Consider the following 14,169-nt stretch of genomic DNA (forward strand, 5'->3'; position numbering starts at 1 on the left):
CGTGTCCCTACGGTGAGGAAGGACAAGACCCTGTTCGGCGGATCCGCGCGAAGGCGCGACCCAGTGCACAACCAGGAGGTCCCGGTGGAGACGACCCCGGACCAGCAGGTGCCCTCGTGGGAGGAGATCGTCGAGCAGCACTCCGACCGTGTCTACCGGCTCGCCTACCGCCTCACCGGCAACCGGCACGACGCGGAGGACCTGACCCAGGAGGTCTTCGTCCGGGTGTTCCGGTCGCTGTCGACCTACACGCCGGGCACCTTCGAGGGCTGGCTGCACCGGATCACCACCAACCTCTTCCTCGACCAGGCGCGCCGCAAGCAGCGGATCCGCTTCGACGCCCTGTCCGACGAGCGTGCCGAGCGGCTCACCTCGACGGCGCCCACCCCCGACGCGGCGTACGTCGACCGCACCTTCGACGACGACATCGAGAGCGCCCTCGCGACGCTGCCGCCGGACTTCCGCGCCGCCGTGGTGCTGTGCGACGTGGAGGGCCTCAGCTACGAGGAGATCGCGGCGATCCTCGACGCCAAGCTCGGCACCGTCCGGTCCCGCATCCACCGCGGCCGCAGCATGCTGCGCTCCGCGCTCGCGCACCGCGCGCCCACCGCCGGGCGGGCCCGCTACGCCGGTCCCGCGTCCGACCCGCTGCTCTCCGGCTGGGGTCCCGCATGATCGGCCCGGGACACCTCGGCCCGCGGGTGAGCGCGCTGCTCGACGGCCAGCTCTCCGCCGAGGACACCGAGCGGGCCTGGACGCACGTGCACCAGTGCCACACCTGCCGCGACCAGGTCGAGCGCGAGGGCTGGGTCAAGACCCGCCTCGCCGGGCTCGCGTACGGCACCACCGCGGCGCCCCTCGGGCTCAAGGGCTCGCTGCTCGGCGCCCTGCCCGCCCTGCCCGCCCTGCCGGGGGACGCCTACCTCGTCGAGGACCGGGACAGCCGGCGTCGCCAGCTCGGCCTCGTCGCGCTGGGCGGTGGCGCGGTCGGCGCCGCCTTCATGGGCATCCTGGCCCTCGGCGTGGCGCCCGCCGACGCCCCGACGATCGACCGTCGCGCGCCGGCCACCATCACCCAGACCCGGTCCCCGCAGGCACCGACCACGCAGAGCCCGGAGCTGCTTCGCTCCGGCCCCGCGCTGCATCGCCGGCAGCAGTGACCCGCCCGATCGGGCGCGGATCCTTGTCGGCCCGGGAGATGATGGGGCCGTGAGCCACGACGACGCCCCGGCCGGCCCCGAGCCGACCCGGCCGCTGCCGTTCCCGCCGCCGGCCGGCCCCGCACCCACCTGGGTGCCGCCGACGACGCAGGCGCCGCCGTATCCGCCTGCCTGGCACCTCCCGGCCCCGGCTCCCGCCCACCCGCCGCGGCACGCGCAGGTGCGCGGCCGCGTCCCCGGCTGGGTCTGGCCGGTCGTCTGCCTGCTCGCGCTCGTGGTCGGCACCTTCGGCGGGCTCGTCGGTGGGGTCGCCTACGAGCGGATCCAGGACGACCAGGGCACGGTCTCCGGCGGGCTCTCCGCGGTGGACACGGTCTCCGAGCCGCCGCTGCCCCTCGACAACGGCTCGATCGCGGCGGTGGCCCAGAAGCTGCTCCCGAGCACCGTGCAGGTCATCGCCGAGTTCAAGGGCGAGGCCGGCGGCGCCACCGGCTCCGGCTTCGTGCTGGACCGCCAGGGCCACATCGTCACCAACAACCACGTCGTCGCCGACGCGGCCGACGACGACGGCCCGATCGAGGTCGTCGCGCAGGACGGCAACCGCTACGAGGCCACGATCGTGGGGCGCAGCCCCGTCTACGACCTGGCCGTGCTCTACGTGCAGGACGCGCGCCGGATGACGCCGGCGGCCCTCGGCACCGCCGAGGGGCTCGTCGTCGGCGAGGGCGTGGTCGCGATCGGCTCGCCCCTCGGGCTCAGCTCGACGGTGACGGCCGGCATCGTGAGCGCACTGCACCGGCCGGTGACGACCGGCGACTCGGGCAACGAGTCGTCGTACATCAACGCCGTCCAGACCGACGCGGCGATCAACCCCGGCAACTCCGGTGGCCCGCTGGTCAACCTGCGCGGCCAGGTCGTGGGGGTGAACTCCGCGATCGCCACCACGGGCGGCATGATCGGCGGCGAGTCCGGCAACATCGGCGTCGGCTTCGCGATCCCGATCGAGCAGGTCAAGGTCACCGCCGACCAGATCCTGCGCACCGGTGAGGCGCGCTACCCCGTGATCGGGGCCCAGGTGCGCACCGGCGCGACCGGCGGCACCGGCGCCGAGATCGACTCGGTCATGCCGGACACCCCGGCGGAGGACGGCGGGCTGAGGAAGGGCGACGTCATCACGGCCGTCGACGGCTCCCGGGTCACCGACGGGATCGCGCTGATCGTCGCGATCCGCACCCATCAGCCCGGCGAGAAGGTCGAGTTCACGGTGGTCCGCGACGGCAAGGAGCGGACGGTCGAGCTCACCCTCGACGGTGAGGTGGGCTGAGCTCGGCACCGGCCTCCCGGTCGCCGCGGTCGGGCTCGCCGTCGGGGACCCACTCGAGGAGGTCGCCGGGCTGGCACTCCAGCACCTGGCACATCGCCTCCAGGGTGCTGAACCGGACCGCCTTCGCGCGGCCGTTCTTGAGCACCGCGACGTTGGCCGGGGTGAGGCCGACCCGCTCCGCGAACTCGCCGACGCTCATCTTCCGGCGGGCCAGCTCCACGTCGATGCGCACCACGATCGCCATCAGATGACCTCGTCGAGCTCGGACTGGAGGTGCTTCGCCTCGGAGTCGAGCGCGACCGCCTGGACCAGCAGCATCCTCAGCACGTAGACGACGAGGGCGACTCCCGCGATCACCAGGGCCAGCCCGCAGATCAACGCCACCACTCCGGGAGGGACCTCGTCACCGGGGGTGGACCGGTTGCTGAAGCGGGCCACCACGGCGACGCCGAAGAGCAACACGGCCCCCGTGGCGATCGCCCCGATCACGATGTCGACGTAGCGGAACGCCGCGGGGGAGAACACCGTCCCATGGCCGACCATCGTCAGCAGGCGCCAGATGCACACGCCGGTGACCTGCAGGGTCCCGACGCCCAGCACGCCGATCACGACCAGCGGCACGCGGACGGCCTCGGGCGCGTCGTCGAGGTCCAGCCACAGCAGGGGCACCAGCACCAGCTGCACCACGAGCGACCCGACCAGGGCGACGGCGATGACCACGCGCAGCGCGCGCACTGCCCAGTTGCTCATCCCGACCTCCCGACGCCGGCCCGCGCGACGGCGGCCGGCTCTCGACGACAGATGTCACGAGTGTCGGTCGGTATCTATCGAATGTCAATAGATAGGCGCTGTGGGTCAGTCGGTGTGCTCCTCGGCCGGGGACTCCACGAACGGGTGCTCGTCGACGAAGGCGCGGGTGTCGGCGTACATGCGCTGGATGAACTCCTCGAGCTGGTCGGCCTCGACCCGCCACTGGCCGCGGCCGCCGATCTTGATCGCCGGCAGCTCGCCGCGGCGCACCAGCGCGTAGACCTGCGCGCTGGAGGTGTTGAGCACCTCGGCGACGTCGGCGAGGGTGAGGAAGCGGGGACTCGCGGCCATGGATCCATCGTCGCATCCCGGTCGCGCCGGCCGGGCCCGGCGCGGCCGCCCTGTGGAGGGCCGGGTTTCGCGGTCGGGCGCCGGGGTGATCATGTCGTCGTGAGTCTCGGGGCCAGGCACGAGGAGCGGGAGGCCGACGGGCGCGGGCGGGCCCGGGCAACGGTGCCGCCCGCGACCCGGACGACGAGCCCGGGCTGGCGCGACCCGCGGCTGTGGGTCGGCCTGCTGATCGTGGCCGGGTCCGTGGTCGCCGGGTCCCGGCTCTTGGCCGCCGCCGATGACACGGTGCGCGTCTGGGCGGTCGCGGCCGACGCCGGTCCGGGCGCGCAGCTCACCGAGGACGACCTGGTGGCCCGCCGGGTCCGGTTCGCCGACGGCGACGACCTGACCGCCTACTACCGGGTCGAGGAGGCCCTGCCGGGCGGTCTGCGGCTGGTCCGCGGCGTGGGAGCCGGCGAGCTGCTGCCGCGCGGCGCCGTCGGGGCGGACGACCAGCCGGCCGACACCGTCGAGCTCCCGGTCGCCGTCGAGGCGGACCAGGTGCCCCCGGCGGTCGGTGCCGGCTCCGTCGTGGACGTCTACCTGGTCGGCTCGCCGGCCCGCGACCGGGCCGCCGCGACCGAGCCGGGCACGCCGGTGCTGCGGGAGGCGACCGTCGTCGACGCTCCCGGGCCCGATGCCGGCTTCGGCGGGGTGAGCGGGCGCCGGCAGCTGGTGCTCGCGGTACCCGAGGACGCAGCCGCGGCGTACTTCGCCGCCGTCGCGGCGCGGGAGACGCCGGTGCTGACCGTGGTCCGCCGGGGTTGAGGCATGGCCGACCGGGTCGTCGCGCTGATCGTCGCCTCCGGCGCGGCCTGGGAGCCCGAGGCGCTGCGGCTGCTCGGCGACCATCCGCGGGTCGTGGTGCTCAAGCGCTGCGTCGACGTCGACGACCTGCTCGCGGCCGCCACCGCCGGCCAGGCCGGCGTCGCCGTGGTCGGCATCGACGACCCGGGCCTCGACCGCGCGGCCGTCGACCACCTGCGCGCCCACGGCGTCCGGCCGGTCGCGATCGCGCGGGGCGATGCCACCCTCGACGGTGGCCGGCTGCGGGCCGGCCGCATTGGCATCCGGACCGTGGTCACCCACGACCGGCTCGACACGCTCGCGGACGCGCTCTGCGCCGACGAGCTGCCCACGCAGGTGCGCCAACCGGAGGCACCCGCGCCCGCGGCCCCGCCCGGTGCGCCTGGCGCGGCGAGCCCCGCGGTCGCCGGTCGCGTGGTGGCGGTCTGGGGTCCCGCGGGCTCCGGCCGGACCACGCTCGCCTCGGCGCTCGCGGCCGAGATCGCCCGGCGACGTCGACCCACGGTGCTGGTCGACGCGGACCCGTACGGCGGAGCGGTCGCCCAGCAGCTCGGGATCCTCGACGAGGTCTCCGGGCTGCTCGCCGCGGTGCGCCTCGAGGCCGCCGGTCAGCTCGCGGAACGGCTCGGGTCGATCCAGCGTGGTCTCGACCAGCACCTGAGCGTCGTCACCGGGCTGCCGCGCGCCGACCGGTGGTCCGAGGTACGCGCGGGCACCCTGGAGTCGCTGGTGACGCTGGCGCGTGAGCGTGGGGAGGTGGTCGTCGACACCGGCTTCAGCCTCGAGGACGACGCGGTGCCCGACCTCGGCGGGCGTCCCGGCCGCAACCACCTCACCCTCGCGGCGGTCGAGGCCGCCGACGACCTGCTCGTCGTCGGCGCGGCCGACCCGGTCGGGCTGACCCGGCTGGCCCGTGGCCTGGTCGAGGTCCGTGACCGGTGGCCGGGGCGGCCGGTCCAGGTCGTCGTCAACCGGATGCGTCCCACGCTCGGCTGGAGCGAGCGCGAGATCGCCGCGATGGTGTCCGGGTTCGCCCGGCCGAGCGCCCTCCACTTCCTGCCCGACGACCAGGCGGCGGTCGACCGGGCGTTGGTCGCCGGCCGGACCCTCGTCGAGGGCGGCGACTCCGAGCTCGGCCGGGCGGTGGCCCGGATCGTCGACGGGGTGCTGCCGCCGGTCGGGTGAGCATCGGGCCCAGGGATCGCGGAGGGGATCGGCGCCCGGAACCCTCAGGCGACGGCTCCGGATGCCGAACATCCACCGTGTGGGAACTCGATGACCTGGAGCCGGCGGCCGCCGCGATGGAGGCGCGCCTGCTCAGCCCCAACGGCCGGCGGTCCCCGGCGCCGCTGCTGGGCTCGGTCGTCCCCGCGCTGATCCCGCGGATGTCGCGGATCGAGCTCGGGATGCTCGGCACGATGCGTGGTCCGGTCAGCCCCACGGTGCTGCCCGCCGGCGCGCCGCCCGACCTGCTCGTCAGCCAGGTGCGGGTGCGGGCCAACCTGGTGCACTTCTACCTCGACCAGCTACCCGGTCTGGACCGGGCCCACCGCAACGGCGTCGACGCGCTCTGCGACGTCGCGACGGTGCTCCACCTCGGACGCTGGATCGCCCCCTCTGTCGCCGAGGAGACGATGCGGCCGCTGCGCCAGCTGGTCGGACCCGAGGAGCAGCTCGGCTTCGGCCCCGGGTACGACGAGGTGCTCGACGTGCTACACGGCATCGCCGACTTCACGGGCAGCTCGCACCGGGTGCGGGCGGTGACCGACGTGTGGACCGATCGCTCCGAGTACTACTGGGACGGCATCGCCGAGAGCTTCCTCTCCACGGCCTCGCTCACCGGCCGGCAGGTCTCGCTGCGGATGGTCGCCCGGGTGACCTCGGTCTCCAGCCTGCCCGTACGGCGCAGCCCGGTCTTCCGGGCCACCCGGCTGCGTGCCGCCGCGGTGATCCTCGCCGACGTCGTCGACGCCCAGCTCGTGGTCGCCGCCAGCGAGCCGTGGCTGGCCGGCATCGCTGCCGGCCCCGCCGCGGCCTGAGGCGGGTGTTCGCCTAGCCTGCGAACAGCAGGTAGAGGCCGCCGACGGTGAACGCGATCATCGCGACCAGCAGCGGCAGCTGGCCGGTGAGCTGGTGCCGTGGCGGCAGGATCCGGATCGCGCGGTCGTGGGCCGCGATCACGCCGAGGACGTGGCCGGCGATCACCGCCAGCACCTTGACGTTGGCCAGCAGGGTGGGGTGGTAGCTGAGCCAGTAGTTGACGTCGAGGTTGGCGGTGCCGAGGTAGTTGCTGCCGTCGCTGAAGGGGTCGCTGAGCTGGATCAGGGTCAGCTGTCCGACCTCGACCAGGTAGCTGAGGTAGTGCGCGACGACGTACCCGACCACGATCGGCACCACGGAGTGCGCGAACAGGTCGGGCAGCTCGCGGCGGCGCAGGTCGTCGCCGAGCCCGGTGAGCATGGTGCCGGCGGCGAAGATCAGCCCCACGCCGACGCAGAACGCCACCAGGGCGATGTTGTTGAGCAGGTACGACGAGGTCGTGCTGCCCTGGACGAACTTCACCCAGCGGGTGGAGTCCTTGAACGAGTCGAACGCCGTGCTGCCGAAGAGCACCGCGACCACCCCGAACAGCCCGGGGTGGACCGGGGTCGCGTCGAGGTTGGCCAGCGGGCTGCGGATCAGCAGCACGCCGTCGCGCCGGCCCCACGGCGACATCCGGCTGACGAGCGTGGAGTAGACCTCGAACGGGTCGGCGCGCTCGTAGAAGACGTTGCCGAACAGGGCGCCGCCGACCAGCATCACCGCGACGTAGCCGGCCACCCACAGCCGGACCGGGCCGAGCTCGGTGGAGTAGGGGTAGACCAGCTCGAGCCAGACGAACGCGAACAGGCCGATCGCGGCCGGCCAGTGACCCAGCCGCTCGGGATAGGCGAAGATGCCGCGCTCGGGGTCGCTGCCCGAGACCTTCGCGAACGCGAGGTTGATGGTGCGGACCGGGCTGATCGCCTTCCAGACCGGCCCGAGGAACAGCGAGAGGGGCACCAGCCCGACCCACCACCAGACGTAGAAGACCCCGAAGAACGGGTTGATGACGAGGTCCTTGCCGAAGACCGCCGCGGCACCGACGTAGAGGAACAGCGCGAAGCCCGCGGCGCGCCACAGCACGCGCCACCAGGTCGAGTCGACGATCGAGGCGAGCCAGGCGGGTGCGGGCCGGCCGCTGGTGGTCGCGTCGTAGCGGGGCGTGCGCCACGCCAGCGCCAGCACGGTGAACGAGATGACCAGCGCGGCGGTCGCGCCCGCGATCGCGAGCTCGGGTGAGATCGGCAGGTCCTTCGCCCCGCCGATCCCATGGGCGAGGTTGTATCCGTCCGGGGACAACTCGGCGGCCTAGCGGACCTCGAGCTGGACGATCACCTGGTCCAGCTCGTGCGACTCGACCTCGACGACGCCGGGCTGGTCGATGCCCTTGATCGTGACGGTGCTCTCGCCGGCGGCGTACTCCAGCTCCTGCTCGGGAGTGGAGTGCACATGGATCTCGCCGGGCTCGTCCGCGGTCACGTCGAGCTCGATGTCCTGGCCAACCGCTACCTCGACCCGGTCGCCGTTGGGCGTCACGGTGCCGTCCGCGAAGGTCAGCTCGATGACCTTGGCGTCGGTGGAGTCGGCGGGGGGCTTCTCCTCGTCCCCACAGGCGGTCGCGAACGACAGGGTGGCGAGGGTCGCGGCCACGGCAGCGAGGGAACGGCGCATCGGACATCCTTCTCGTCGGGGTGACGTCTGTCAGAATCCCATGTCGTACCAACCGTCGGTACGTCGGGTCCGCCGGCGCACAGTGGCGGCGCAGGGACGGCGCAGGCACGGAGGGGGTGTCGGATGAGCGAACGGCTCCGGCCGCGGGACGTGGCCGTGCTGGCCGAGGAGTCCGCGTCGACACCCATGCACAACGCGACGGTCGAGATCTTCGACCCCGGCGACTCCGGGTTCGACTACGCGCGGCTGGTGCGGCTGGTGGAGGACCGGATCTCGTTCGTCCCGCGCTACCGGCAGCGGATCCAGACCGTGCCGGGCCGGCTCGCGAACCCGGTGTGGGTCGACGACGACCGCTTCGAGATCGGCTACCACGTGCGCCGTTCGGCGCTGCCGCGGCCCGGCAGCGTCGACCAGCTGCGCGACCTGGCGTCGCGGATCATCTCGCGGCCGCTCGATCGCAACCGGCCGCTGTGGGAGCTGTACCTCGTCGAGGGTCTCGCCGACGGCCGGGTCGCGATGCTGTCCAAGTCGCACCACGTGTTGGTCGACGGTGTGCAGACCGTCGACATCGGGCAGGTGCTCCTCGACGCCAACCCCGAGCTCCGGGAGCTCGGCCACGACGAGTGGCACCCCCGCGGCCGGCCCTCCCCGTTCTCCCTGATGGCCGGGGCGGTGCGGGACTCGGTCACCGAGGTCGAGACCGTCACCGACACGGTGGCCGCCACCACGGGTGCGGTGCTGCGGGGCGTCGCCGACGGAGCCCGGACGACCGGCCGGGTGCTCGACGCGCTGACCAACCGCAGCCCGCGCGCGGAGTCGCCGATCATCGGCCCGCTCTCGCAGCAGCGGCGCCTGGTGATGGTCCGCACCGACCTGGCCGACCACCGCAAGGTCCGTGAGGTGCACGGCGGCTCGGTCAACGACGTCGTGCTCGCGACCATCACCGGGGCGCTGCGCGCCTGGCTGATGACCCGCGGCGAGTCGATGCGCGGCATCCGGCAGATCCGAGCCCTGGCGCCGGTCTCGGTGATCGACGACGAGCTCGAGCCGACCTCGCTCGGCAGCCAGATCGCGGCCCACTTCGTCGACCTTCCAGTGGGCGAGCCCAGCCCCGTCGTCCGGCTGCACCAGGTGTCGTACTCCTTCCTCGCCCACCAGGAGACCGGGCGCGGCATCCCGGCCGCGCGGCTGGCCGGCATGTCCGGCTTCGCGCCCGCGACGTTCCACGCGCTGGGTGCTCGGGTCGCGGGCGTCGAGCGGCGGCGCGGCTACCAGCTCTGCGTCACCAACGTGCCCGGACCGCAGACCTCGCTCTACGCCGCGGGCGCGCGGATGGTCGCGTCGTACCCCGTGCCCCCGCTCTTCGAGGGCCACCCGCTGGCGATCGGCGTGACGTCGTACGACGGATCGGTGTTCTACGGGCTCAACGCCGACCGCGACCTGCTGCCCGACGCCGAGCTGCTCGGGCCGTGCCTGGTCGAGGCGCTCGACGAGCTCGTCGACTCGACCTCGGCCGCCCGCAACCGCGCGCCGCGCGGTCGGCGCAAGCGCAAGGCTCCGGAGGGCCCGTGACCCATCGTGTCTATGTCCCGCTCACCCTCGGCGGTCTCGCGGCCGCGGACGCCGACGGCGAGGTGGTCGCGACCGACGACGTCGTGGTCGCGGCCGACGACAGCGAGGACGAGGAGTACGCCGCGCTGATGACGGCGGCCGATCTCTCCGCGCACGCCGGCGGCGGGTCGGGTCGCCGGGTCGTGCTGGTCGCCGAGCTCGGCCGGGTGCCCGAGCCGGGGGACCGGATCCCGCGCAAGCGCTGGGTCGCCGTGCACGCCGACGCTACCGACCGCGGCCCCGACGCCGACCCCGACGACGACCTCGGGTGGTTCGGCGTTCAGGAGATCGCGCAGCTGCTGTGAGCGGCCGGCCCCCATTGTCCACAGGGATTCGGGCCGGACTGGTGGAGCGTCGGGTGTGTCCCTACCGTGGTGGCGATCGCACGCCGGTGCGCGCACACTGGGAAGGTGAGCACGATGACCATCGACACCTGGGTCTCCCTGGCGGCCCTGCTCGGCGTCGTGGTCAGCCTCGGCGGTCTGGTGCTGGGACAGACGCGGTCGTTGCGCCTCGACCTGAAGGGCGACATCGCACGTCTGGATGCCAAGGTCGACGCGAACCGTCGCGAGGCGAAGGCCGATCTCGTCGGATTGCGTCACGAGTTCAAGGCCGATCTCGTCGGGGTGCGTGACGAGTTGAAGGCCGACCTTGTCGGGGTGCGTGACGAGTTGAAGGGCGATCTCGTCGGGCTGCGTCACGAGTTCAAGGCCGATCTCGTCGGGGTGCGTGACGAGTTGAAGGGCGATCTCGTCGGGGTGCGTGACGAGTTGAAGGGCGATCTCGTCGGGGTGCGTGACGAGTTGAAGGCCGATCTCGTCGGGGTGCGTGACGAGTTGAAGGCCGATATCGCCGGACTGAAGTCCGAGCTCAAGGCCGATATCGGGCGGCTCGATGACCGCGTCTACGCCCTCGCCGCAGGGCTGCGGCCCCGACTCGAGGAGTCGCACTCGGCGGCGGTGTCAGGGGAGTAGCACCCGGCTCCGGTTTGGGGGCGCGGGCCTGCAGTGAGAGCATCGCTGGCATGGACGCTGTGACCTCTCCTCCGGCTCCGATCAACGAGCCGAACCTGACCTACGCGCCGGGCACCTCCGAACGGGAGGCCCTGCTCGTGGAGATCGCGAAGCTCGAGAAGCGACAGCAGAACCTGCGCGGCTACATCGGTGGTCGCTGGAGGGCCGGCGGTGGTGCGGAGACGCGGGTGGTCCAGCCGCACGACCACCAGCACGTGCTCGGCACCTTCAAGGGCTCCACGCAGGCCGACGCCCGGGCCGCGGTGAAGGCCGCGGGCGAGGCGGCGCCGGGGTGGCGGGACATGTCCTTCGACGACCGCGCCGCCGTCATCCTCAAGGCGGCGGACCTGCTGGCCGGTCCCTGGCGTCAGCGGCTGAACGCCGCGACCGTGCTCGGCCAGTCGAAGACGCCGTTCCAGGCCGAGATCGACGCCGCGTGCGAGCTGATCGACTTCTGGCGCTACAACGTGCACTACGCGCGGCAGATCCTCGCCGACCAGCCGATCGCGAACAGCCCGGGCGTGTGGAACCGCACCGACCACCGTCCGCTGGAGGGTTTCGTCTACGCGATCACGCCGTTCAACTTCACCGCGATCGCGGGCAACCTGCCCACCGCGCCGGCGCTGATGGGCAACACGGTCATCTGGAAGCCGTCGCCGACCCAGCAGCTCGCCGCGTCGCTGACGATGGAGCTGCTCGAGGAGGCCGGCTTGCCGCCGGGCGTGATCAACATGCTGCCCGGCGACGGCATCGAGGTCTCGAAGGTGACGCTGGCGCACCCCGACCTGGCCGGCATCCACTTCACCGGCTCGACTCCGACGTTCCAGCACCTGTGGCGCGAGGTCGGCAACAACATCTCGGGCTACCGGTCCTACCCGCGGATCGTCGGCGAGACGGGCGGCAAGGACTTCATCGTCGCCCACCCCTCGGCCGACCCCGACGTGGTGCGCACGGCGATGATCCGCGGCGCGTTCGAGTTTCAGGGCCAGAAGTGCTCGGCCGCGTCCCGGGCGTACGTCGCGCGGTCGGTGTGGAAGCGGATGAAGGACTCCTTCCTCGCCGAGATCGAGTCGATCACGGTCGGCGACCCGTCCGACTTCTCCGCGGAGAGCGGCGGGGTCTTCATGGGCGCGGTCATCGACGACCGGGCGTTCGCCAAGCACAAGGCCGCCATCGCCCGCGCGAAGCGGTCGCGCAAGCTCGACGTGCTGGTCGGCGGCCGGCTCGACGACTCGGTCGGCTGGTTCGTGAACCCGACCGTCGTCGAGGGCGGCGACCCGACCGACGAGATGTTCACGACCGAGTACTTCGGTCCGATCCTGGCCGTGCACGTCTACGAGGACCGTGATGACCAGGCCTTCGAGAAGGTCGTGCACGGCATGGAGTCGATCGCGCCGTACGCCCTGACCGGCTCGATCATCGCCCAGGACCGCCGCGCGATCGCGTGGGCCCAGGAGGCGCTCCGGTTCGCAGCCGGCAACTTCTACATCAACGACAAGCCGACCGGCGCGGTCGTCGGCCAGCAGCCGTTCGGCGGCGGCCGGGCCTCGGGCACCAACGACAAGGCCGGCGCCGCGGTCAACCTGCTGCGGTGGACCAGCCCGCGCTCGATCAAGGAGACGTTCGTCCCGCCGACCGACTACCGCTACCCGTACCAGGGCTGACGGTCCGGCGATGATCCTCCCGATGCACATGGGTGCGCTGCACCCGTTCGAGCAGGTGCTGACGCTGGTCCTGGCGTTCGGCCCGTTCCTGCTGCTGGCGGCGGTGATCGTGCTGCGCCGCCGGCAGGACGTCCACGAGGATCAGCGGGACAGGTAGTCGCGCGCCACTCGCTCCTCGGCGCGCAGCGACTTGCCGAGCAGGTCGCCGATCAGCTTCTCGAGCTTGCCGCCGACCAGCGGGAGGTCGACGGAGATCTCGACGTCGACGGTCTCGGTGGTCGTCTCGCCGTCCCCGGCGAGCCCGATGCTGCCGACCATCCGGCCCGGCTTGCCGGGGATCGTCACGTGCAGGTCGGCGTGGTCGGCCGACGTCCACTCCTCGCGCTGGACGATGTTGATCTCGTCGCCCACGATCTTCCTCGCGAACGCCGGGATCCCGTCGGCCCGCTGCACCTGGTCGACGACCACCACGAGAGTGTCGCCGTCCTGCTCGAAGCTCGCCGTGCCCCGCAGCGACCCCTGGGCCGCGAGGACCTCGTCGCGGTAGGCCTGGTCGTCGAGCATCGCGCCCACCGCGGCCAGCGGGGCGTTGTAGGTCATCGTGTGCGTGAGCCTCATGAGCCCCATCATGCCGGGCCTCTCCGGTCACCCTTCGGTGCGTGGAGCCGGCGCTCGGACGGGCTGATCACGCCGAGTCGGCGCGGCCGGCCCCGTGCGTCGGTGGCCGGGCGCGGTGGGGACGCCCTCGCGGTGCAATCGCGCGGTTGTGGCGTCCCGGACGGCGCCTGACGTGTCAGAACCGCGCAATGGCATGGAAACGGCACCTCGACCGGCAGTGCGGTGCGAGCCGTACTCTCGGTCCATGAGCGAGACCGAGAGCTTCGTGTCCTTCGGCGAGCAGGGGGCGCAACTCACCTACGGCAGCTACCTCCGGCTCGGCCAGCTGCTCGACGCTCAGCATCTCGAGTCGGAGCCACCGGCCCACGACGAGCTGCTGTTCATCACCATCCACCAGGTCTACGAGCTGTGGTTCAAGCAGCTCCTGCACGAGGTCACCGCGGCCCGGGAGGCGATGCTCGGCGGCGACTCCCCACAGTCCGAGGGAGGCGGCCGCCTCTGGTGGGCCCAGCACCTGCTCACGCGGGTGCACGTGATCGAGCGGGTGCTCGTCCAGCAGGTCGACGTGCTGGAGACGATGACCCCGCAGGACTTCCTGGAGTTCCGGCAGCGACTCGCCCCGGCCAGCGGCTTCCAGTCGGTGCAGTTCCGCGAGCTGGAGTTCCTCTCCGGCGCGAAGGACCCGGCGTACCTGCGTCGCTTCCGCGGCCTCACCGACGCGGAGGAGGCGCGGCTCGCGGAGCGCCTCGAGGAGCCGAGCCTGTGGGACGCGTTCCTCGCCGTCCTGCGCTCCTTCGGCCTGGCCGCCGAGACCGACGCCGACGTCTCCGCGTCGATGCGCACCGTCGCCCACGACCGGGACCGGTACGCCGTGGTGTGGGCCCTCGCCGAGGCCCTGCTCCAGCATGACGAGCTGGCCGCGAACTGGCGCGCCCGCCACGTGGTGATGGTCGAGCGGATGATCGGCGCCAAGTCGGGCACGGGCGGATCGACCGGCGCGACCTACCTCCGCTCCCGGCTGCCGCTGCAGTACTACCCGCTGCTGTGGGAGCTGCGCAGCAAGCTCTGACCACCGACCC

The 14,169-nt window shown here is 72.7% G+C and carries 18 protein-coding genes; 12 read left to right on the forward strand and 6 right to left on the reverse strand.

What is annotated here, in order from left to right:
- Positions 1-84: 84 nt before the first annotated feature.
- The 3 genes from sigE to KM427_RS07245 are packed head-to-tail and all read left to right on the forward strand — an operon-like array spanning position 85 to position 2,484.
- The gene (gene sigE / locus KM427_RS07235; RefSeq protein ID WP_343057731.1) at positions 85-675 is read left to right on the forward strand and encodes an RNA polymerase sigma factor SigE; all 591 of its coding nucleotides are present in this window, start codon (positions 85-87) and stop codon (positions 673-675) included.
- Positions 672-1,160, forward strand: a complete 489-nt coding sequence (locus KM427_RS07240; RefSeq protein WP_215526783.1) for an anti-sigma factor — start codon at positions 672-674, stop codon at positions 1,158-1,160. Before sigE ends, KM427_RS07240 begins: the two co-directional genes overlap by 4 nt.
- Positions 1,161-1,209: 49 nt before the next feature.
- A complete protein-coding gene (locus KM427_RS07245) occupies positions 1,210-2,484 on the forward strand; it encodes a S1C family serine protease (RefSeq protein WP_215526784.1) in 1,275 nt (424 codons plus the stop codon).
- Here KM427_RS07245 and KM427_RS07250 read toward each other — a convergent pair.
- From KM427_RS07250 to KM427_RS07260, 3 genes are all read right to left on the reverse strand, one after another.
- Complete coding sequence (locus tag KM427_RS07250) at positions 2,459-2,728, reverse strand: helix-turn-helix domain-containing protein (protein ID WP_215526785.1); 270 nt, start codon at positions 2,726-2,728, stop codon at positions 2,459-2,461. The genes KM427_RS07245 and KM427_RS07250 overlap by 26 nt on opposite strands.
- Positions 2,728-3,234 (reverse strand): DUF2975 domain-containing protein, encoded by a 507-nt coding sequence (locus tag KM427_RS07255; protein ID WP_215526786.1) that lies wholly within the window; start codon positions 3,232-3,234, stop codon positions 2,728-2,730. The genes KM427_RS07250 and KM427_RS07255 overlap by 1 nt, the downstream gene beginning before the upstream one ends.
- 105 nt (positions 3,235-3,339) lie before the next feature.
- Positions 3,340-3,585, reverse strand: coding sequence for a helix-turn-helix domain-containing protein (locus tag KM427_RS07260; protein WP_215526787.1), 246 nt, complete (start codon positions 3,583-3,585; stop codon positions 3,340-3,342).
- A gap of 99 nt (positions 3,586-3,684) precedes the next feature.
- On the opposite strand from KM427_RS07260, the gene KM427_RS07265 reads away from it, so the two are divergent.
- From KM427_RS07265 to KM427_RS07275, 3 genes are all read left to right on the forward strand, one after another.
- Complete coding sequence (locus tag KM427_RS07265; protein WP_215526788.1) at positions 3,685-4,392, forward strand: hypothetical protein; 708 nt, start codon at positions 3,685-3,687, stop codon at positions 4,390-4,392.
- 3 nt (positions 4,393-4,395) lie between these two features.
- A complete protein-coding gene (locus tag KM427_RS07270) occupies positions 4,396-5,616 on the forward strand; it encodes a CpaE/TadZ family protein (protein WP_215526789.1) in 1,221 nt (406 codons plus the stop codon).
- 77 nt (positions 5,617-5,693) lie between these two features.
- Positions 5,694-6,470, forward strand: coding sequence for a hypothetical protein (locus KM427_RS07275; protein WP_183591202.1), 777 nt, complete (start codon positions 5,694-5,696; stop codon positions 6,468-6,470).
- Between the two features lie 13 nt (positions 6,471-6,483).
- Here KM427_RS07275 and KM427_RS07280 read toward each other — a convergent pair whose 3' ends face one another.
- Positions 6,484-7,812 carry a hypothetical protein gene (locus tag KM427_RS07280; RefSeq protein ID WP_183591201.1) on the reverse strand — a complete coding sequence of 443 codons (1,329 nt, stop codon included), beginning with the start codon at positions 7,810-7,812 and terminating at the stop codon, positions 6,484-6,486.
- Between the two features lie 9 nt (positions 7,813-7,821).
- Positions 7,822-8,184 carry a cupredoxin domain-containing protein gene (locus tag KM427_RS07285; RefSeq protein ID WP_183591200.1) on the reverse strand — a complete coding sequence of 121 codons (363 nt, stop codon included), beginning with the start codon at positions 8,182-8,184 and terminating at the stop codon, positions 7,822-7,824.
- 123 nt (positions 8,185-8,307) lie between these two features.
- Here KM427_RS07285 and KM427_RS07290 point away from each other — a divergent pair, with 123 nt between their 5' ends.
- The 5 genes from KM427_RS07290 (at position 8,308) to KM427_RS07310 (ending at position 12,629) form a co-directional block, all read left to right on the forward strand.
- Positions 8,308-9,756: a WS/DGAT/MGAT family O-acyltransferase gene (locus KM427_RS07290; RefSeq protein ID WP_215526790.1), complete on the forward strand. Its 1,449-nt coding sequence runs from the start codon at positions 8,308-8,310 to the stop codon at positions 9,754-9,756.
- The gene (locus KM427_RS07295; protein ID WP_183591198.1) at positions 9,753-10,100 is read left to right on the forward strand and encodes a DUF6912 family protein; all 348 of its coding nucleotides are present in this window, start codon (positions 9,753-9,755) and stop codon (positions 10,098-10,100) included. The genes KM427_RS07290 and KM427_RS07295 overlap by 4 nt, the downstream gene beginning before the upstream one ends.
- Before the next feature lie 105 nt (positions 10,101-10,205).
- Complete coding sequence (locus tag KM427_RS07300) at positions 10,206-10,769, forward strand: apolipoprotein A1/A4/E family protein (RefSeq protein WP_215526791.1); 564 nt, start codon at positions 10,206-10,208, stop codon at positions 10,767-10,769.
- Positions 10,770-10,819: 50 nt separating this feature from the next.
- A complete protein-coding gene (pruA, locus tag KM427_RS07305) occupies positions 10,820-12,472 on the forward strand; it encodes an L-glutamate gamma-semialdehyde dehydrogenase (protein WP_183591196.1) in 1,653 nt (550 codons plus the stop codon).
- 10 nt (positions 12,473-12,482) lie between these two features.
- Positions 12,483-12,629 carry a hypothetical protein gene (locus KM427_RS07310; RefSeq protein WP_183591195.1) on the forward strand — a complete coding sequence of 49 codons (147 nt, stop codon included), beginning with the start codon at positions 12,483-12,485 and terminating at the stop codon, positions 12,627-12,629.
- Here the strand turns inward: KM427_RS07310 and KM427_RS07315 are convergent.
- On the reverse strand, positions 12,614-13,090 hold the full coding sequence (locus tag KM427_RS07315; RefSeq protein WP_215526792.1) for a DUF2505 domain-containing protein: 477 nt from the start codon (positions 13,088-13,090) through the stop codon (positions 12,614-12,616). The two genes, KM427_RS07310 and KM427_RS07315, sit on opposite strands and share 16 nt — an antisense overlap.
- A 244-nt stretch (positions 13,091-13,334) precedes the next feature.
- Here KM427_RS07315 and KM427_RS07320 point away from each other — a divergent pair, with 244 nt between their 5' ends.
- Positions 13,335-14,159 carry a tryptophan 2,3-dioxygenase gene (locus tag KM427_RS07320; protein ID WP_183591193.1) on the forward strand — a complete coding sequence of 275 codons (825 nt, stop codon included), beginning with the start codon at positions 13,335-13,337 and terminating at the stop codon, positions 14,157-14,159.
- Positions 14,160-14,169: the final 10 nt, after the last annotated feature.

The organism is Nocardioides sp. LMS-CY, from assembly GCF_018732145.1.
GTDB classification, from domain to species: Bacteria; Actinomycetota; Actinomycetes; order Propionibacteriales; family Nocardioidaceae; genus Nocardioides; species Nocardioides soli.

What these genes read in the sequence shown, in the direction of transcription:
- KM427_RS07250 (WP_215526785.1), bottom strand. Translation starts at nt 2,728, where the DNA reads ATGGCGATCGTGGTGCGCATCGACGTGGAGCTGGCCCGCCGGAAGATG.
- KM427_RS07310 (WP_183591195.1), top strand. Translation starts at nt 12,483, where the DNA reads ATGATCCTCCCGATGCACATGGGTGCGCTGCACCCGTTCGAGCAGGTG.
- KM427_RS07240 (WP_215526783.1), top strand. Translation starts at nt 672, where the DNA reads ATGATCGGCCCGGGACACCTCGGCCCGCGGGTGAGCGCGCTGCTCGAC.
- KM427_RS07270 (WP_215526789.1), top strand. Translation starts at nt 4,396, where the DNA reads ATGGCCGACCGGGTCGTCGCGCTGATCGTCGCCTCCGGCGCGGCCTGG.
- KM427_RS07260 (WP_215526787.1), bottom strand. Translation starts at nt 3,585, where the DNA reads ATGGCCGCGAGTCCCCGCTTCCTCACCCTCGCCGACGTCGCCGAGGTG.
- pruA (WP_183591196.1), top strand. Translation starts at nt 10,820, where the DNA reads ATGGACGCTGTGACCTCTCCTCCGGCTCCGATCAACGAGCCGAACCTG.
- KM427_RS07315 (WP_215526792.1), bottom strand. Translation starts at nt 13,090, where the DNA reads ATGAGGCTCACGCACACGATGACCTACAACGCCCCGCTGGCCGCGGTG.
- KM427_RS07320 (WP_183591193.1), top strand. Translation starts at nt 13,335, where the DNA reads ATGAGCGAGACCGAGAGCTTCGTGTCCTTCGGCGAGCAGGGGGCGCAA.
- KM427_RS07285 (WP_183591200.1), bottom strand. Translation starts at nt 8,184, where the DNA reads ATGCGCCGTTCCCTCGCTGCCGTGGCCGCGACCCTCGCCACCCTGTCG.
- KM427_RS07255 (WP_215526786.1), bottom strand. Translation starts at nt 3,234, where the DNA reads ATGAGCAACTGGGCAGTGCGCGCGCTGCGCGTGGTCATCGCCGTCGCC.
- KM427_RS07290 (WP_215526790.1), top strand. Translation starts at nt 8,308, where the DNA reads ATGAGCGAACGGCTCCGGCCGCGGGACGTGGCCGTGCTGGCCGAGGAG.